Source organism: Nonomuraea sp. NPDC050202, from assembly GCF_040656115.1.
GTDB lineage: Bacteria > Actinomycetota > Actinomycetes > Streptosporangiales > Streptosporangiaceae > Nonomuraea.
Map to the genome: position 1 here is coordinate 23,068 of NZ_JBFALF010000006.1, position 16,599 is coordinate 39,666.

A 16,599-nucleotide genomic window follows, 5' to 3' on the forward strand; every position below is an offset into this window, starting at 1 on the left:
TCAGGCGGCGTCGAGGGCTTCGGTGATCTTGCGGGCCATCTCGGTCGTGGTGGGGTCGGGCCGGCCCTGCTGAGCGGCTTCGACGGAGACCAGGATGGTGCGGCGGAAGTTGTCGGCCTCTTCCGGAGCCTGCTGCTTGAGCAGGGTCATGGAAGCGGTCAGGGCGGGCAGGACGACGTCGGCGAGTGTGGCGGTGGTCCTGCCGTACTTGACGCCCTTGGGGGCCTTGGCCAGGACGTGTCCGGTCAGGCCGATGGCGGAGGTGAGGGCGATGGAGCCTTCGGTGGCGGCCTTGTGGGCGGAGGTGGCGGCTCCGGCGGCGGACATGAGGGAGACGGCGCCCCAGCCGGCGATGCGGAGGGTGAGCTGGTCCTGGGCGGTGAGGGTGACGGACATGGTGGTGTGCTCCTTCAACGGTGAGTCGGTTGAGCGGGCAGGTGCTGCTCCGTTCATGTCCTCTACGATCGACGGTCGCTCTGATACGGGGCCGTCGCCGTGCTGACGCCACCGCTGACACGCCCCCCCGCGGGGTCACCGGCCCCCTGACGCCTCCACGAGCACCTCCCCGGCCGCCGTCCGCCTGTACAGCACCGACCGGGGGCGCGGTGGCCCAGGTGACGTCGCCGGCCGCGGCGATGACGGTGCTGGCGGCCGGATCGGTCGCCGTGACCCTGACTCTCGCGGCGCTGGGCGGGCGCGAGGAACGGCGGCTGGGGCGTCCGGGCGTCTCCAGGACCGTGCACGTCCGTGACGTGCACGGGCGTCGGGTTCTCGCCCCGGGGATCGTGACGATCCTCGGCACGGAGGGCGGGAGTTATCACGTCCGCGACGCCGAGCCGCACGAGGCCGCCCGGGTGCTCTGCTCCGAGGAGACCTGGCAGGGGTAGCACCGCGATGGGCCGGCGCGCGATCATGGCCTGCGTGGCGATGCTCCGGTTACTGGCGATCAGCCTGCTCTGCGGTGCCGTGGCGGTGCCGTTCCTCGGGGAGCCACGTGGTGACGGCTTCGAGCACGCGAGGTTCGCGGTGCTCATGGCGCTGGTCGTGGGTCAGGTCATCACCGTCCCCATCGGGTCGGTGGCCGGTCTCGTGCTCGTCGCCATGGGCGCGTGTGCCCGAACCCCCGGCTACTTCCTGGGCGCGATCACGACGGCGTTCGGCGCGATCGTCGCCACCCAGGCCTGGCCCGCGACGAGCTGGGTCGACGGAAGTTCCGGCCTTGGCGATCCGGAGGCCGAATCCGTCGTGGCGCTTCTGGCCATTGCTTCCGGCCTGTTCACCCTTCTCATCGGCCTTTCCATCGTCTTGTTGCGATGGTCCGGCTACGACCCGCGAACCGCTCCGGTACGTCGCAGCAGGGTGAGACGTAAGCCGCGAACCCCCTGAAATCCCCCTTCAGTTCGCAACCTTGCCAAGACCGGCAATCCCCATCAGGATGAAAAGCCGATGAGATCGGCGAACGGGCGCCCCCGCGCCTTCCCCTTTTACATCGTCTGCGACGTCTCGCACTCGATGCACACCGCCCGCGACGACGGACGGCCCACCCCGTTCGAGGTGCTCTCCAACTGCGTGGGCGAGCTGCTCTTCGAGCTGGAGGCGGGCGATCCGGGCGTCAGCGAGGCCGCGCACGTGGCCGTGGTGTCGTTCTCCGACAAGGTCGAGCTGGTACTTCCGCTGACCAGGCCGTGCGACGCGATGAGGGTGCCGGCGCTGAGGCCGGGCAGGCAGACGGATTACCTGGCGGTCTTCAGCGAGCTCGTGAAAATCATCGAGAAGGATCACAGGAAACTCTCACGGCAGTTCGACGTGCGGGCGCCGGTGATCTTCTTCATCACGGACGGGGAGCCGTACGTCGGCAAATCCCATCAGGACGTCGAGATCTGGGGCCCCGCGCGCGACCGGCTGGCGAGCCTTCAACCGGCTCCGTACATCGTGGCGCTGGGGTTCGGGACGGTGCGGGAGGAGACGCTGCGGCGCGTCGCCTCCACGCTGAGGGGCGAGGTGCTGGCGTTCGCGGGCGAGGTCGCGACGGGGGCGGCCACCGTGCTGCACGGCATCGCGCAGGCCGTCTCCGACAGCATCAGCGCCTCCGTCAACAGGAACACGGCCGTGCTGCGCGGGCCTGACGGGATGCGGCAGCTGAGATGATCAGGGCGGCGCTGGCGGGGTTACTGCTGGTCATCGGGATGGGTCCGGTGGGAGTGCGGCCTGGTCCGGCGCCGGAGCAGGAGCTGGTGGCCGCGGGCCATGGGCCGGAACCGGTCGTGACGGTGACCGCGACGCCCGGCCAGCGCCAAGGCAGCGGGGAGACGGGGTCGGGCTGGCCGTGGTGGATCCTGTCCGGCATCGCGGGTGGCGGCGCCGTACTGCTCGGGCAGGTGCTGCTGCGGCGCAGGGCCCGCGCCGCGGCCAACGGCAGGACGCCGCTCGGCCCGTTGCCTCAGCCGCTGCCCGTCCTGCTGGCGGGCGGTGCGGACTCGCGCGCCCCCGGCGTCGCGCTCGACGGCGGCATGCTCGCCCAGACCACGGTCCGCGCCGTGAGCCTGCGCGGCCGGCGGCACCGCTACCGCGGCGAACCCCTGCAGGACGCCTACGCCGTACGGCTGAGCGCGGACGGGCGGTGGGTGATCGCGGCCGTGGCCGATGGGCTGGGCAGCACCCTGCACGCCGAACACGCGGCCGCGGTGGCCGTGCGCGCCGCCACGAACCTGGCCCTGACCCCCGGCCTCGGCTGGCACGCGGCCTTCGCCACCATCGCGGGGGAGGTCATGCGCGCCACCGCCAGGCTCGGCGACCGGCGCACCGGCAGGCACGGCGCCGGGGCATCGGATCCGCCCGCCACGACGCTGACGATCGGGGTGGTCCCCGCGGACGGCAGGCGCGGGATCGCCGCGTGCGCCGCCATCGGAGACTCCCCGGCGCTGTGGCTCCATGACGGCACGTGGACCGAGCTCTTCCCACCGGAGGGGCGGCCTGGCAACGTCACGTCCGCCCTGCCGGAGGACCTCGGCGAGCTGCGGGAACGGCAGATCGATTGGGGGCCGGGAGATGTGCTCGTCCTGTGCAGCGACGGCTTCGGAACGGCCCTGGGCGGCGGCGGAAGCGTGCTCGCCCAGCGGCTCGTCACCTCGTGGAGCTCCCCGCCCGCGCTGCGCAGCTTCCTGTGCGACGTGGACTTCCATCTGTCGACCTACGACGACGACCGGACGGTTCTGGCGTTGTGGGCGGGCCGTCACGACACGGCCGTCCTGTGACAGGAGTGCGGCGGCAGCAGCATGAACCCCCCAGACGTGGTCGAAGAGGCGGATCTGACGCCTTCCGCGGACGCCGACGGCTACTACCTGCGCCCGGGCGGTCAGGCGCGGAGCCTGGAGCCGTGCGAGGTCGGCGGCGTGCCCGGCCGGTTCCTGTTCAAGCGGTACGACGAGGAGACGCTGGCGGGGCTGGACGAGGACGCCCTGCTTGCCATGGTGCGCTGGCGGCGCGAACTCCCCCGGCAGGACCGCGCGGCACTCGACCGGCGCTGCGCCTGGCCGATCGCGGCGGTCGGGCGGGACCGGATCACCGGCATCCTGATCAGGCCCGCTCCCGAGCAGATGTTCGTCGAGCTGCGCGACCGGCGGGTCCCGCGGCACCTGGACGAGCTCACCCGGTCGCCCGAGCGGGTGGACGCCCTGCGCGACCACTACGGCACGCGCTACTACGAGCCGCCGTACAAGCTGGCCGTGCTCGGCCGGCTGCTCTCGACCGTGCAGTGGCTGCACGAGCAGGGCTACGTGGTGGGCGACCTGCAACTGCGCAACGCCGTCTTCACCATCGACCCGGCGCCCGCGGTGTACCTGCTGGACTGCGACTCCTGCCTGCCGGTCGGCGGGCGCGGTGCCCTGCCGGAGGCCGATCCCGAGCAGTGGAAGCTCCCCCGTGAAGGGGCGTTCACCCCCGAATCGGACTATTACAAGTTCGCCTGGGCCGTCGTACGGTGCCTCCAGGAGAGCGCCGAGACGTGGTCGCTCGACGAGACCGCGCTCGCCAGGGTCCTGCCGTCGCGGCATCGCCGCCTGATCGAGCAGTGCGTGGACGGCGCGCCCGCATCGGTGGACGTCGAGCGATGGCGGGCGGCGGGCGAGTCGTGGCGCTGGCTCGTCACTCCCGAGCGCATCTACGTCGAGACCGACTCCAACCTGCGCGAGGCGTGGCGGCGGGGGAGGTCCGCGGTCGGCGACGGCTCGCGCTCCCGGCACGGGGGAGTCGTGGTGCTGATCGTCGTCCTGGCGGCGATCGCCGTCGTCGCCCTGGTCACGTGGGGAGTCTGAATGAACACCGGCGAGCCACGGCGCATCGGGCCCTACGAGGTGCTCGGCCGCCTGGGCGCCGGCGGCCAGGGTACGGTCTACCTCGCGCAGGGTGAGGCGGGCCGGGTCGCGATCAAGCTGATCCACGCGCAGGGGGCGGCCGATCCGAAGGCGCGCAGGCGGTTCGCGGACGAGGTGGCCATGGCGTCGCGGGTGCCCAGGGCGTACACGGCGATGATCATTGACGCGGCCATCGACCGTGACCAGCCGTACATCGTGAGCGAGTACGTGGAAGGCCCGTCCCTGCAGGAGCTCGTCGAGACGCACGGGCCGCTGTCGGGATCCGCGCTCGAACGCCTGGCGACCTACACGGCCACCGCGCTGGCGGCGATCCACGGCGCGGGGGTCGTCCACCGGGACCTCAAGCCCGCCAACGTCATCGTCGGCCCGGACGGGCCGCGGGTCGTGGACTTCGGCATCGCGCGCGCCCTGGAGGCGACCGCCGCGATGACCACGCCGGTGGGGACCCCGGCCTATCTCGCGCCGGAGCAGGTGGGCGGGGTCGACGCCGAAGTCGGCCCGCCCGTCGACGTGCACGCCTGGGCGGCGACGGTGTACTTCGCCGCCACCGGCAAGGCGCTGTTCGCGGGGAGCAACGTGGCCTTCATCATCAACCGCGTCCTGAACGAGACCCCCGACCTGAGAGTGATCTCCGAGCCGCTGCGTTCACTGATCGCCGAGTGCCTGGCCAAGGACCCGGCGCGGCGGCCGGCCGCCATGGACCTGCTCGGCCGCCTCGTGGGGTACCAGTCGGAGACCACGGCGGCTACGATGCCGCGTACGGTGCTCCTGCCGGCCACCATCGGGACGCTGAAGGAGACCACCACGCTGGGCAGCGGGTCCGCGGCCGACATCGTGATCCACGGGGCGGGGATCGCCCCCGCGCACGCCACCGTACGCAAGGTGAGCGCGGGGTACCGGCTGCACGATCACAGCGGCGGGCTGGGGACGTTCATCGACGGCCGCCCTGTCCTGTACGCGACCCTGCGGCCGGGTGATCGGTTCAGGATCGGCACGGCGTTGCTCCGCCTCACCGCGGCGGGGGAGCTGGAGCGCGTACGGCTCAGCCGGATGTACCCCGCGCGCTGGTGGCTGCTGCTGCTCCTCGTCACGGCGGTGGCGCTGGCGGTGATCGTCGTGGTCACGGGATAGTCACGGGCGTGGGCGTGGTGACGTTCACGCGTTCCCCGGTCTTGGAGTCGAGGGTGAAGGCGCCGCTGGCGCCGCGGATGACGTTCGTGCCGGTGAACAGGTAGAGCTGCCCGCGCACCGCCGCGGCCGAGGGCAGGCTGAGCTGGGACGGGTCCACGCCGATGGCGGCCTTCTGCACCGCGGTCGCCGCGGCCGTCACCGCGTCGTACGCCAGGATCGCCAGCCCGCTGCCGAGATGCCCCGCGGGGAACGTCACCCCGTGGTGCGGCGCCACGAACTCGTTGCGGAAGTCCCGGTAGAGCTGGCGGTGCGGATTGTCCTCGTGGTCGAGCCGGTTGGGATCGGCGAGCGGCACGAACATCACCTTGATGGGCGCCTCCGGGTCGTGCAGCGACGGGTCGCTCGGGTCCTGGTCCTGGGCGTCGTCACCGGTGACGACGGTGATGGGCGTGGATCTGCAGGGCCGGCTGCGCAGCAGCTTGAGGAAGGTGGGCATGAACGCCTGACGGCCGGCGTAGAAGATCATGTCCGTCTTCGTCCCGCAGATGGTGTCGCTGATGGTCCGCAGGAGCGAGGGGCCGCCACGCGGGTCGAAGGGGAAGCTGAGCCCTGACCTGTCGACGTACGGCTTGAGCCCGAGTTTCGGGTCGAGGAAGGCGTCCTTCAGCGAGCGGGCGTACAGGTCCTTGGTGCCCTGCGGGGTCACGTCGGCCCACATCAGCGCCGCGTTCCCGCCGACCTTCTTCTTCTTGAACTCCTCGGCGATGGCGGCGAGCTGGGCCGAGGTGCTGACCGCGGTACGGGTGAGACCGGGGATGGGCCCGGCGGCGTCGATGTCGCCGGTGGTGTTGAACCCGGCCGCGGTGATGAAGTCGGCGACCATCGGGATGCCGGGATCCTTGGCCAGGGCGCGTGCGGCGTCGATGCTCTCCTGCTGGCTGGGGCCCATCCCGGTGACCGCGACGATCTGCCCGGGGCTGCCCGTCGCGCCCGTCGCGGCGTTCTTCCGCACCGCCTGCACCGTCGTCCGCCACTGCGAGCCGTCGTGCCCCGTGTTGGCCAGCAGGAGCCGGATCTTGGGGAACGTCTCGGACCGGTTGGCCCGGTACTGGCCGATGAACGCCCCTTCGAGCTGGTGGAGGGCGCGCTCGCCGACCAGCCCGCGCGGGCCCGCCCCCATCGGGGCCATGAGCGCGATCGTGCTGTAGTCCTTGCCCTGGGCGACCTGGCGGTTCTCCGCCGCGATGGCCTCCAGGATCTGCTGGTACTGCTTGCCCAGCACCATCGTCCCGTCGGCCGGGTCCATCAGCCCGACGCATTCACCGTCGACGTCCACGACGTCCGCGCTCCCGGTGTCGCAGCCGCCCCACGGCCACCAGCCCTGGGTGTAGTTCACGAGCACGACCGTGGAGATCAGGACGGCGACCACCACGACGATCACCACCAGGCGCCGCCGGAACACCGTTCCGACCTGGCGTAACAGGCTCAATGCGCGCGCGGCTGGGGAGGGTGCCGGTGCCGGTTCGTCATACATCTGGACTCCAAGGCCGTCACTGAACCCGTGACCGTGCAGCGCTCGCACGCTTTCCCTCCCTGAAGCGGCGGACGCCTAAACTCACCGTCATTAAAACGTGATCAATGGTGGCCGGACAACAGCCTGCGAACATGGTTCAGCATCACTCTTGGGACAGATGGGGCACAAGGTGATGCACTACAGCACAATCGAGGCATGGGAAACCCTCGGCAGCCCGCCCCGCGGGACTACCCCGGTGTGGTGGCCACCCTGGTGGCGATCCTGGCGGTCCTCCTGCCGGGCGGCCTGGCGTTCAGCGTCCACCGATACCTGAACGGCCCCGCCCCGATCACCGGCGTCGCCCTGTCGGCCACGGCCACCACCCCCGAGCCCGCCCGGCCGAGCCCCGGCAAGAAGGCACGCCGGGACGCGCCGATCAGCGACGACGAGTTCGGCGACTGGAACTTCCGCATGGGCGGTGTCGCGTTCAAGGCCAAGAGGGTGAGCGGCTGGACGTACGACTCCTGCGCCCCGGTCGACAGGCAGGGCGTGCTGGCGGAGAACGGCTGCGAGCGTGCCGTCCAGCTCGCCTACTCCGCCTACAGCGGGCATCTCACCGCGGTCCAGGTCATCCTGGCCTTCCCCAGCGACAAGGCCGCCAAGGCGACGGCCGCGCACCTGGCGAGCTCCTCGCGGGGCGTGAAGTGGCGGCGGGACAAGGTGCTCGACGCGTACGTCTACGGCAGGATCCGGTCGGGTGCGATCGGGCGGTACGTCGTCTACACCGCCGTCACCGCGGACAAGACGGCCCAGGCCAAGGCCGCGCGGTTCCACCGGTATCTGCAGGCGGACCACCTGAACTACTTCGTCTTCCGGGACGCGAACGTCACGGGCTGAGGACGCTCCACGAGGTCACGGGCAAGATCGACCAGGTGGGGCAGGCGCAGGGTTCGAGCCCGGTCGGCGGAGCCCACCTTCGTTGGTTCGGGGCCGGTGTGGCCGGCTGAGTGTTGACGGCTAACATCGCGATCGTGGCAGATTGGGAGCTTCGTCCGGCTTTGGCGGCGGACGTCGAGCCGGTGGCCGAGCTGCGGGCCCTGGTGATGCGTGCGGATCTCGAACGGCTGGGCCGCTACGACGAGCACCGCGTGCGGCAACGGCTGCGTGACGCGTTCGAGCCGGCCCACGCCTGGATGATCGAGGTGGGCGGGGCCTTCGCCGGCTGCGTCGCGCTGCGACCGGCGCAGGGCTCGTACTGGCTGGAGCACTTCTTCCTGGACCCGCGGCTGCAGGGCAGGGGCATCGGCTCGGCCGTGCTGGGCCGGCTGCTGGAGCGCTGCGACCGCGAGAACGCCGTGGTGAGGCTGAACGTGCTGCAGGGCAGCCAGGCGCGCCGGCTGTACGAGCGGCACGGGTTCACGGTCGAGTCCGAGGACGAGGTGGACGTCTTCATGGTGCGGGCGGTCAGCTCCCCGTCCAGGGACGGAGCTTCTCCGGGTTGAGCACCGCCCAGATGTGCTTGATGCGGTCGCCCACGATGTCGAACGCCAGCACCGACACGGTGACGCCGTCGAGCTGAGCCACCAGCCCTGGCTGGCCGTTCACGGTGCGCTCGACGAGCTCCAGGCCGGACCGCGTGTCCATCCGGTCGGCGAAGAAGTGCGCGATCGGCTCGGCGCCCTGGACGGGGTGGAGCGCGGCCGTGACGAGGCCGCCGCCGTCGCCGGTCGCCGTGGCCTCGGGGTCGAGGATGGCGATGAGGGCGTTGATGTCCTTGCCCTCCCAGGCCCGCTTGAAGGCCCTGACGACGCCGGCCTGCTGGGAGGACGGCGCCGCCGGGACCCGTGAGTCGCGGATGCGGCGGCGGGCCGAGGTGGCGAGCTGGCGGCAGGCCGCCGGGGTGCGGCCGACGACCGCCGCCACCTCGGCGAACGGGTAGCGGAACACGTCGTGCAGGATGAACGCGACGCGTTCCGCCGGGGTCATGGACTCGAGCACGACGAGGAAGGCCATGTTGATCGACTCGTCGAGCGTGACGCGGTCGGCGGGGTCGCCCGGCTGCCCGTCCGGCCACTCCGTACGCTCGGGCAGCGGCTCGGGGATCCACTCGCCCACGTAGCGCTCGCGCCGGGCGCGGGCCGAGCGGAGCAGGTCGAGGCAGATGCGGCCGGCGACCCTCGTCAGCCAGGCGGCCGGCGAGTCGATGGCCTCCTGCTGCTGCCGGGACATGGCGTACCAGCGGGCGTAGGTCTCCTGCACCACGTCCTCGGCGTCGGCCAGGGAGCCGAGCAGCCGGTAGGCGAGGTTGATCAGGTGCCGCCGCTCGCTCATGATCAGGCTCAGCTCGGGATCGGGTTGGGTGCCCATCGTGCCGCCGGCTCCTTCGGTCGTTGTGCCTTCATCCGCTTCGACGAGACACCGGCCCGGACTGTGAGGTCGCTCGTCGCCTCACATCGCGCGCGGCTGCGTCGTCGTACCGGCGAACCGAACGCCGAGAAGGGATCGATCATGGAACCCGTCAACGTCGCGATTATCTATTACAGTGCCACGGGCACCGTGCACGCCCTGGCGCAGGCCGCCGCCGAGGGCGCGGAGAAGGCCGGCGCCGACGTGCGGCTGCGCAAGGTCGCCGAGCCTGCCCCGCAGGAGGTGATCGACTCCAGGCCGGAGTGGGCCCAGCACGTCAGGGACACCGCCGGCGTCGCCGTGGCCGGCGCGGACGACCTGGCTTGGGCCGACGCGGTGCTGTTCGGCACGCCCACCCGCTTCGGCAACCCGGCCAGCCCGCTCAGGGTGTTCATGGAGAGCGTCGGCAACCTGTGGTTCCAGGGCAAGCTCGCGGACAAGGTGTACTCGGCGTTCACCGCCTCCAACACCGCCCACGGCGGGCAGGAGTCCACCATCCTGGCGCTGGCGAACACGTTCTACCACTGGGGCGGCATCATCGTGCCTCCCGGCTACACCGACCCGATCCAGTTCCAGACGGGCAACCCGTACGGCACCTCCCACGTGGCCGGCGACGGCCCGCCCAGCGAGGTCGCGCTGCAGGGGGCCCGCTACCAGGCCCGCCGCGTCGTGGACACCGCCGCCGCGTTCAAGGCGGGCCGCGCCGCCTGAGACGGTCGCGCGCGACGGCTGCCCGACCGCCGCCGTTGCCGCCGGACCACCTGTCGTGGCGCAGCGTCGAAGGTGCCTGAGACGGTCGCGGCGTCCGTATCATCTCGGCATGGAGCTGAACCCGGAGCCGCGCCTCAGCCGTCGGGTGGTGCTCCTGGCCGCCGGCGGGCTGCTGGCCGGCTGCTCCCGGCGGCCCGAGGCCGATCGGGTCCGGTTACGGCTGGCCACCGGGCCGGCGGGGGCGGTGTACCGGCGCATCGGCGGCTCGCTGGCGGAGCACATCTCCGAGCAGGTGCCGGGCGCCACGGTGACGACCGTGCCGAGCAGGGCGTCCACCGACAACATCCGGATGTTGCGGGCCGGCGAGGTGCAGCTCGGGCTGACGAGCCTGGACGCGCTGATCACGGCGGACGGCAGCGCCCCTGAGGGGCTCTCGGCGGTCTGCCGGCTGTACGACAGCCACCTGCACCTCGTGGTCATGGCCGGCTCGGCGATCGCCGAGTTCGGCCACCTGAGGGGCAGGCGCGTGTCCCTCGGCGCCCGCGACTCGGGCACCGAGTTCACCGCGCTGCGGGTGCTGCGGCTCGGCCGGGTGCGGGCCGACGCGCGTTACCTCAGCCAGGCCGAGTCGGCGGCGGCGCTGCGCGACGGCGGGATCGACGCGATGTTCTCCCTGACCGGCGTCCCGACACCGGCCATCACGGAGCTGGCCCAGCGGCACCCGGTGCGGCTGATCCCGCTGGAGGAGCAGGCGGGCGAGCTCTTCACCGCGTTCCCCGGCCCCTACACCCCGGCCATGATCCCCGCGACCGCCTACGCCGGGGTCCCGGCCACCCGTACGGTCGCCGTGCCGAACGTGCTGCTCGCCCGCAACGACCTGCCCGACGACCTGGTGTACGCCATCACCGACACGATCTTCACGCACACCGGCACGATCACCTCCGCCTCCCGTGACGGCGCCGGAGCCGTGCCCGACGCCGTTCCTGAGGCGTGGCAGATCAACGTGCGTACGGGGATCGCCACCGCGTCCATCCCGCTGCACCCGGGCGCGGCCGCCTGGTTCCGTGCCCGCAAGCACTAGTGCCCGCAAGCACTAGTGCCCGCCAGCGCTAGTCCCGGACGATCGGCAGCGCGACCACCGCGGCGAACCCGTGCCCCGACCCGTCCGGACGCGGCAGCCCCTCCTCCAGCAGCAGCTCACCCCCGGCCGCCCCGACCAGGTCGGCGCAGATCGCCAGCCCCAGCCCCGTCCCGGGCACGTTCTGGTGCCGCGGCGACCGCCAGAACCGCCGTAGCGCCTGGGCCCGCTCGGAGGCGTCGAGCCCCTGCCCGTCGTCACGGACGGCGATCGTCACCACGTCCCCACCGGTCCGGGCGGTCACCTCCACCACCTGTGCCTCCGACAGCCGCAGGGCGTTGCTGACCAGCTCGTCCAGGATGCTGCCGAGCCCGCCCGTGGGCTCCAGCAGCCGCAACCCGGGCGGCACGTCCACCGCCAGCGTCCGCCCCGACGTCGCCGTCAACGCCCGCCACCGATCCACCCGGGTGGCCAGCACCGCGTCCAGCTCGACCGGCGAGGCCGTCCGTATGCTCTCCATCCGCGCGCTGGCCTGCAGCGAGTTCAGCAGCCGCTGCATGGCCTTCACCTCGTCGACGGCCACCTCGTACACCGGCCGCCCGCCCCCTGCCAGGTGCGGCTCCATGCTCTCCACGGCGAGCCGGAGGCTGGTCAGCGGGTTGCGCAACTGGTGCGAGGCGTCGGAGACGAACGCCCGCTGCCGCTGCACGGCGTTCTCCACCGCGTCCATCATCGTGTTGAACGACCCGGCGAGCCGCCGCAGCTCGACCGGCCCGGCCTCGGCGTCCGCCCGGATCGTGAGGTCGCCCTGCGAGATCCGCGAGCTGGCGGCGTCCAGCTCCCGCACGGGACGCAGCACCCACGCCGACACCGGCCAGGCGACGGCGATCAGCGCGATCAGCGGCAGCAGCCCGAGCGCGGCGAGCTGGGCCCACTGCAGCAGGACGCGCGAGCGGGTCTTCGACAGGTCGGAGATGGTCACGACGGCGCCGACGACCTCGCTGTCCCGGCCCACGGGCTCCGCGACGACGAGCGCGGAGCCGTCCCACGGCGCCCATTCGCCCGACGGCTCCGAGCGTGTCCCGGCCAGCGCCGCGGTCACGATCCGGGGCAGCGCGGGCTCGGCGCGCGCCGCCTCCTGGTACGCGCGGGCCGGCCCGAGCAGCACCGTGCCCGAGGTGTCGATCACCGCGGCCGGGATGCCGTACAGCTCGTGGTAGCGTGCCAGCTCCTGCTGGAGGGCCTCGGTCCGCCCGGTCGACAGCGCGGTCTCGGCCAGCGACGCGAACCGGCCGACGTCGCCCAGCCGGTCCACGTACGTCTCCTGCATCTCCCGCTCGGCCAGCGTGACGCTGTGCGGCGCCCCGAGCGCGGCGACGAGCAGGACCGCGAGCGGCACCAGGACGATGAGCAGGCGGCGGCGCACGGCGCGTCAGCCGATCAGCTCCGGCTGGCCGGCCAGGAGCCGATAGCCGACTCCGTGGATCGTGCGGATGGGCACGGACGGGCCGAGCTTGTTCCGCAGCGCCGCGATGTGCGTGTCGAGGGTGCGGCTGGAGGACTCCCAGGTGGCGCCCCAGATCTGGTCGAGGATGACGTCGCGGCTGACCACGTTCGGAGCCCGGCGGGCCAGCAGCAGGAGCAGCTCGAACTCCTTGCGCGTCAGCGTGACGGGCGCGTCCTCGACGAAGACCTCGCGGGTGGCGACGGCGATCCGCATCGGGCCGAGCACGAGCGGCTCGTCCGGGTGGCTCAGCGCACGGGCCACGCGGGTGCGCCGCAGCACGGCGTCGATCCTGGCCAGCAGCTCGGGGACGCCGAACGGCTTGACGATGTAGTCGTCGGCGCCGGCGCGTAAGCCGCGTACTCGCTCGTGCTCCTCCGAGCGCGCGGTCACGGCGATGACGGCAGTCTCCGGCCGGTCGCGCAGCTTGCGGATCACGTCGAGACCGTCGCCGTCGGGCAGGCCCAGATCGACGAGCACCACATCGGACGGCGCGGCGCGCACGGCCTCCGCGGCGGTGGCGATGCGGTGGACCTCGAAGCCCGCCTGGGCCAGGACGGTCACCAGGCCCCGCGCCACGCGGTCGTCATCCTCGATGATGGTGATCCGCATACCGGCGGATTGTACGGCGCGGATCGGCGCTTGTGTTAGCCCTTCACTTCTTGGGATTCTTCTGACATCCAGCGCATTCCTTGAGATTTCTCTGACACCATCCGCGTCCCTGCCACCCGAGACTGAGGCCGCGCACTCACTGACTAACGGGCATGCGCTGACGAGGAGGTCGCCATATGAGAACGACCAGCAGGTACCGGGCCTCCGCCCGGATCATCACCGCGATCGGCGTCGTTTCGCTCGTCGCCGCCTGTGCCGGCAACGGCGGCACCACCGCCACGGGAGGCGCCACGGGCGGAGGCTACCCGGACAAGAACATCACGTTCGTCGTGCCGTTCAGCGCGGGCGGACCGACGGACACCGTCACCCGCATGATCGCCGAGCCGATGGCCGCCAAGCTCGGCGGCAAGATCGTCGTACAGAACGTCGAAGGCGCCGGCGGCACGGTCGGCGCCGGCGAGGTCGCGCGGGCCGATCCCGACGGCTACACCGTGCTCATGCACCACATCGGCATGTCCACGGCCCCCGCCCTCTACCAGAACCTCGACTACAAGCCGCTCGAGGACTTCCAGACGGTCGGGCTCGTCACCGAGGTGCCGATGACGATCGTCGCCCGCAAGGACTTCGCGCCCAAGACGCTCCAGGAGCTCGTCACCCACGTCAAGGCGAACGCGAGCAAGGTCACCCTGGCCAACGCCGGCATCGGCGCCGCCTCCCACCTGTGCGGCCTGCTGTTCCAGACCGCGACCGGCGTCAAGCTGCAGGAGGTCCCGTACGAGGGCACCGGCCCCGCGCTGACCGACCTCGTCGGCGGCCAGGTCGACTTCATGTGCGACCAGACGACCAACACCAGCGGCCAGATCACCGCGGGCGAGGTCAAGGCGTACGCGGTCACCACGCCGGAGCGGGTCAAGAGCCTGCCCGACCTGCCCACCACGACCGAGGCGGGCCTGCCGCAGCTCCAGGTCAGCGTCTGGCACGGCCTGTACGTCCCGAAGGCCACGCCGCCGGAGGTCGTCCAGAAGCTGACCGAGGCGCTGAAGGTGGCGCTGGCCGACCAGAAGGTCATCGACCAGATGGCCAAGCTCGGCACCGCGCCGGTCCCGGCCGAGGACGCCACTGCCGAGGCGCACCGGACCAAGCTCCAGGAGCAGATCGGCACCTGGGGCAAGGTGATCGCCGACGCCGGGGTCAAGGCCTCCTGAGGTGAAGCACCGCCGATCCTTCCCTGACGTCCTCGCCGGAGTCGTCTTCGTCCTGATCGGTGGCGCGTTCGCGGCGGGGTCGCTCGGCTACGAGCTGGGCACCCCGCTGCGGATGGGCCCCGGCGCCTTCCCCTTGCTGGCCGGCGCGGTCGTGGCCGCCCTGGGGCTGGCGATCGTCGTCAAGGGGCTCGTCGCGGGCGAGGTGGCCGCGTTCGGGCCGGTCCCCTGGCGGGCGATCGCCGTCATCGTGCTCGCGCTGCTGTTCTTCGGGTTCACCGTACGGGGCCTCGGGTTCGTGCCGGCGTCGGCGGTGACCGCCCTGCTCACGACGCTGGCCAGCACGCGCGTCCGCCCGCTCATGGCCGTGGCGGTGACGGCCGGGCTCACCGTGGCCGGCACGCTCATCTTCGTCGTCGGACTCCAGCTACGGATCCCGCTCGTGGGCCCGTGGCTGGGCTTCTGACGCTGCATCCGGATTGAGAGGGCATGGAACTTCTCGACAACCTCGCACTGGGCTTCTCGACAGCCCTCCTCGTCCAGAACGTCCTGTACTGCTTCGTGGGAGTGCTGCTCGGCACGGCGGTCGGCGTGCTGCCCGGCATCGGCCCGACGGCCACGGTGGCGATGCTGCTGCCGATCACGTTCAGCTTCGAGCCGGTGACGGCGCTGATCATGCTGGCCGGCATCTACTACGGCGCCCAGTACGGCGGCTCGACGACCGCCATCCTGATCAACCTGCCCGGCGAGTCGTCGGCCGCGGTCACCGCACTCGACGGTCACGAGATGGCCCGGCAGGGCAGGGCCGGCGTGGCGCTGGCCACCGCCGCCGTCGGCTCCTTCGTCGCCGGTACGATCGCCACCGTCGTGCTGGCCGTCGCGGCCCCGCCGCTGGCCAGGGTCGCGCTGCAGTTCGGCGCGGCCGACTACTTCTCGCTGGTGCTGCTCGGCCTGATCGTGTCGATCGCGCTGGCCCGCGGCTCGGCGCTCAAGGCCCTGGCCATGATCGGGCTCGGCGTCCTGCTCGGCACCGTCGGCCAGGACATCTACACCGGCACCCCCAGGTTCGTCTTCGAGCAGCGGGAGCTGTACGGCGGCATCGACTTCGTGTCGGTCGCCGTCGGCATGTTCGGGGTGGCCGAGATCCTGCGCAACCTGGAGAACGAGCGGACCCGCACGATGGTCGTCAGCAGGGTGAAGAACCTCTGGCCGACCCCCGAGGACCGGCGCAGGATCGTCGGCCCCATCCTGCGGGGCACCGGGCTCGGCGCCGCGCTCGGCGTCCTGCCCGGCGGCGGCCACGTGCTGGCCTCGTTCACCTCCTACGCCGTGGAGAAGCGGATCTCCAAGCGGCGGCAGGAGTTCGGGCACGGCGCGATCGAGGGCGTCGCCGGCCCCGAGTCGGCCAACAACGCCGCCGCCCAGACGTCGTTCATCCCGCTGCTCACCCTGGGCCTGCCCGCCCACCCGGTGATGGCGCTGATGGTCGGCGCGTTCATCGTCCACGGCATCACCCCGGGCCCGAACGTCCTCACCGACGAGCCGGAGCTGTTCTGGGGGCTGATCGCGTCGATGTGGATCGGCAACGTGCTGCTCGTGCTGCTGAACCTGCCGCTGATCGGCATCTGGGTGCGCATGCTGCACATCCCGTACCAGGTGCTGTTCCCGATGATCATCCTGTTCGCGGCGATCGGCACGTACTCGCTGTCGTTCAACGCGTTCGACGTCTACGCGATCGTCTTCTTCGGCCTTCTCGGGTACGTCCTGATCAAGTGCGGCTGCGAGCCCGCGCCCCTGCTGCTCGGGTTCGTCCTCGGCCCGCTGCTGGAGGAGAACCTGCGGCGGGCGCTCATCATCTCCCGCGGCGACGCGACGGTCTTCCTCACCCGCCCGATCTCCGCCGTCCTCCTGCTCCTGACCGTGGCGGCCCTGGTGGTCGCGGTCCTCCCGGCGATCCGCAGGCGCCGCGAGGTCGTCTTCTCCGAGGACGAGTAGGCCGGGCCGGGCGCGGGCGAGCCGGGTCCGCCGGGGCGACAGTCCTGTGCGAGCGGGCATGACGCCGCCCGCTC

Annotated in this window: 18 protein-coding genes; 13 read left to right on the forward strand and 5 right to left on the reverse strand. The window is 71.8% G+C overall.

The annotated features are described in order from the left end of the window. A complete protein-coding gene (locus AB0I79_RS18930; protein WP_357874362.1) occupies positions 1-396 on the reverse strand; it encodes a hypothetical protein in 396 nt (131 codons plus the stop codon). Positions 397-614: 218 nt separating this feature from the next. On the opposite strand from AB0I79_RS18930, the gene AB0I79_RS18935 reads away from it, so the two are divergent. From AB0I79_RS18935 to AB0I79_RS18960, 6 genes are read left to right on the forward strand one after another with little or no spacing between them, the layout of a single operon-like run. Beyond that, complete coding sequence (locus tag AB0I79_RS18935; RefSeq protein ID WP_357874365.1) at positions 615-887, forward strand: hypothetical protein; 273 nt, start codon at positions 615-617, stop codon at positions 885-887. A gap of 7 nt (positions 888-894) precedes the next feature. Next, entirely contained in the window at positions 895-1,386 is a 492-nt protein-coding gene (locus AB0I79_RS18940; protein WP_357874368.1) for a hypothetical protein, read from the forward strand. A gap of 60 nt (positions 1,387-1,446) precedes the next feature. After that, positions 1,447-2,148 carry a vWA domain-containing protein gene (locus AB0I79_RS18945; RefSeq protein WP_357874370.1) on the forward strand — a complete coding sequence of 234 codons (702 nt, stop codon included), beginning with the start codon at positions 1,447-1,449 and terminating at the stop codon, positions 2,146-2,148. Next, complete coding sequence (locus AB0I79_RS18950) at positions 2,145-3,254, forward strand: protein phosphatase 2C domain-containing protein (RefSeq protein WP_357874373.1); 1,110 nt, start codon at positions 2,145-2,147, stop codon at positions 3,252-3,254. The genes AB0I79_RS18945 and AB0I79_RS18950 overlap by 4 nt, the downstream gene beginning before the upstream one ends. A 21-nt stretch (positions 3,255-3,275) precedes the next feature. Then, a complete protein-coding gene (locus tag AB0I79_RS18955) occupies positions 3,276-4,313 on the forward strand; it encodes a hypothetical protein (RefSeq protein WP_357874375.1) in 1,038 nt (345 codons plus the stop codon). Next, positions 4,314-5,504 carry an FHA domain-containing serine/threonine-protein kinase gene (locus AB0I79_RS18960; RefSeq protein WP_357874378.1) on the forward strand — a complete coding sequence of 397 codons (1,191 nt, stop codon included), beginning with the start codon at positions 4,314-4,316 and terminating at the stop codon, positions 5,502-5,504. On the opposite strand, the gene AB0I79_RS18965 is transcribed toward AB0I79_RS18960, so the two are convergent. Continuing rightward, positions 5,494-6,966, reverse strand: a complete 1,473-nt coding sequence (locus AB0I79_RS18965) for a hypothetical protein (protein ID WP_357874381.1) — start codon at positions 6,964-6,966, stop codon at positions 5,494-5,496. The genes AB0I79_RS18960 and AB0I79_RS18965 overlap by 11 nt on opposite strands. 267 nt (positions 6,967-7,233) lie before the next feature. Between AB0I79_RS18965 and AB0I79_RS18970 the strand changes: the two genes are divergently transcribed. Together AB0I79_RS18970 and AB0I79_RS18975 are read left to right on the forward strand one after the other, a co-directional pair. Further along, on the forward strand, positions 7,234-7,914 hold the full coding sequence (locus AB0I79_RS18970) for a hypothetical protein (RefSeq protein WP_357874383.1): 681 nt from the start codon (positions 7,234-7,236) through the stop codon (positions 7,912-7,914). A gap of 134 nt (positions 7,915-8,048) precedes the next feature. Beyond that, positions 8,049-8,519, forward strand: coding sequence for a GNAT family N-acetyltransferase (locus tag AB0I79_RS18975; RefSeq protein WP_357874386.1), 471 nt, complete (start codon positions 8,049-8,051; stop codon positions 8,517-8,519). Here the strand turns inward: AB0I79_RS18975 and sigJ are convergent. Next, positions 8,482-9,384 (reverse strand): RNA polymerase sigma factor SigJ, encoded by a 903-nt coding sequence (sigJ, locus tag AB0I79_RS18980; RefSeq protein ID WP_357874389.1) that lies wholly within the window; start codon positions 9,382-9,384, stop codon positions 8,482-8,484. The genes AB0I79_RS18975 and sigJ overlap by 38 nt on opposite strands. Before the next feature lie 141 nt (positions 9,385-9,525). On the opposite strand from sigJ, the gene wrbA reads away from it, so the two are divergent. Together wrbA and AB0I79_RS18990 are read left to right on the forward strand one after the other, a co-directional pair. Then, positions 9,526-10,134, forward strand: coding sequence for an NAD(P)H:quinone oxidoreductase (gene wrbA / locus AB0I79_RS18985; protein WP_357874392.1), 609 nt, complete (start codon positions 9,526-9,528; stop codon positions 10,132-10,134). Positions 10,135-10,243: 109 nt separating this feature from the next. After that, positions 10,244-11,215: a TAXI family TRAP transporter solute-binding subunit gene (locus tag AB0I79_RS18990; protein ID WP_357874394.1), complete on the forward strand. Its 972-nt coding sequence runs from the start codon at positions 10,244-10,246 to the stop codon at positions 11,213-11,215. 28 nt (positions 11,216-11,243) lie between these two features. Here the strand turns inward: AB0I79_RS18990 and AB0I79_RS18995 are convergent, their stop codons facing one another. Together AB0I79_RS18995 and AB0I79_RS19000 are read right to left on the reverse strand one after the other, a co-directional pair. Further along, positions 11,244-12,638 carry an ATP-binding protein gene (locus tag AB0I79_RS18995; protein ID WP_357874396.1) on the reverse strand — a complete coding sequence of 465 codons (1,395 nt, stop codon included), beginning with the start codon at positions 12,636-12,638 and terminating at the stop codon, positions 11,244-11,246. A 6-nt stretch (positions 12,639-12,644) separates the two neighbouring features. Beyond that, complete coding sequence (locus AB0I79_RS19000; RefSeq protein ID WP_357874399.1) at positions 12,645-13,328, reverse strand: response regulator transcription factor; 684 nt, start codon at positions 13,326-13,328, stop codon at positions 12,645-12,647. A gap of 176 nt (positions 13,329-13,504) precedes the next feature. Here AB0I79_RS19000 and AB0I79_RS19005 point away from each other — a divergent pair, with 176 nt between their 5' ends. The 3 genes from AB0I79_RS19005 to AB0I79_RS19015 are packed head-to-tail and all read left to right on the forward strand — an operon-like array spanning position 13,505 to position 16,525. After that, complete coding sequence (locus AB0I79_RS19005; RefSeq protein ID WP_357874402.1) at positions 13,505-14,533, forward strand: tripartite tricarboxylate transporter substrate-binding protein; 1,029 nt, start codon at positions 13,505-13,507, stop codon at positions 14,531-14,533. Between the two features lies 1 nt (position 14,534). Then, positions 14,535-14,996, forward strand: a complete 462-nt coding sequence (locus tag AB0I79_RS19010) for a tripartite tricarboxylate transporter TctB family protein (protein ID WP_357874405.1) — start codon at positions 14,535-14,537, stop codon at positions 14,994-14,996. A 23-nt stretch (positions 14,997-15,019) separates the two neighbouring features. Then, positions 15,020-16,525, forward strand: coding sequence for a tripartite tricarboxylate transporter permease (locus AB0I79_RS19015; protein ID WP_357874407.1), 1,506 nt, complete (start codon positions 15,020-15,022; stop codon positions 16,523-16,525). Positions 16,526-16,599 lie beyond the last annotated feature (74 nt).

Bases quoted from the DNA above. Each gene is read 5' to 3' on its own strand.
- AB0I79_RS18950 (WP_357874373.1), top strand. From the start codon at position 2,145: ATGATCAGGGCGGCGCTGGCGGGGTTACTGCTGGTCATCGGGATGGGT.
- AB0I79_RS18945 (WP_357874370.1), top strand. From the start codon at position 1,447: ATGAGATCGGCGAACGGGCGCCCCCGCGCCTTCCCCTTTTACATCGTC.
- AB0I79_RS19015 (WP_357874407.1), top strand. From the start codon at position 15,020: ATGGAACTTCTCGACAACCTCGCACTGGGCTTCTCGACAGCCCTCCTC.
- AB0I79_RS18940 (WP_357874368.1), top strand. From the start codon at position 895: ATGGGCCGGCGCGCGATCATGGCCTGCGTGGCGATGCTCCGGTTACTG.
- AB0I79_RS19000 (WP_357874399.1), bottom strand. From the start codon at position 13,328: ATGCGGATCACCATCATCGAGGATGACGACCGCGTGGCGCGGGGCCTG.
- AB0I79_RS18960 (WP_357874378.1), top strand. From the start codon at position 4,314: ATGAACACCGGCGAGCCACGGCGCATCGGGCCCTACGAGGTGCTCGGC.
- wrbA (WP_357874392.1), top strand. From the start codon at position 9,526: ATGGAACCCGTCAACGTCGCGATTATCTATTACAGTGCCACGGGCACC.
- AB0I79_RS18970 (WP_357874383.1), top strand. From the start codon at position 7,234: ATGGGAAACCCTCGGCAGCCCGCCCCGCGGGACTACCCCGGTGTGGTG.
- sigJ (WP_357874389.1), bottom strand. From the start codon at position 9,384: ATGGGCACCCAACCCGATCCCGAGCTGAGCCTGATCATGAGCGAGCGG.
- AB0I79_RS18990 (WP_357874394.1), top strand. From the start codon at position 10,244: ATGGAGCTGAACCCGGAGCCGCGCCTCAGCCGTCGGGTGGTGCTCCTG.
- AB0I79_RS18930 (WP_357874362.1), bottom strand. From the start codon at position 396: ATGTCCGTCACCCTCACCGCCCAGGACCAGCTCACCCTCCGCATCGCC.
- AB0I79_RS19005 (WP_357874402.1), top strand. From the start codon at position 13,505: ATGAGAACGACCAGCAGGTACCGGGCCTCCGCCCGGATCATCACCGCG.
- AB0I79_RS18955 (WP_357874375.1), top strand. From the start codon at position 3,276: ATGAACCCCCCAGACGTGGTCGAAGAGGCGGATCTGACGCCTTCCGCG.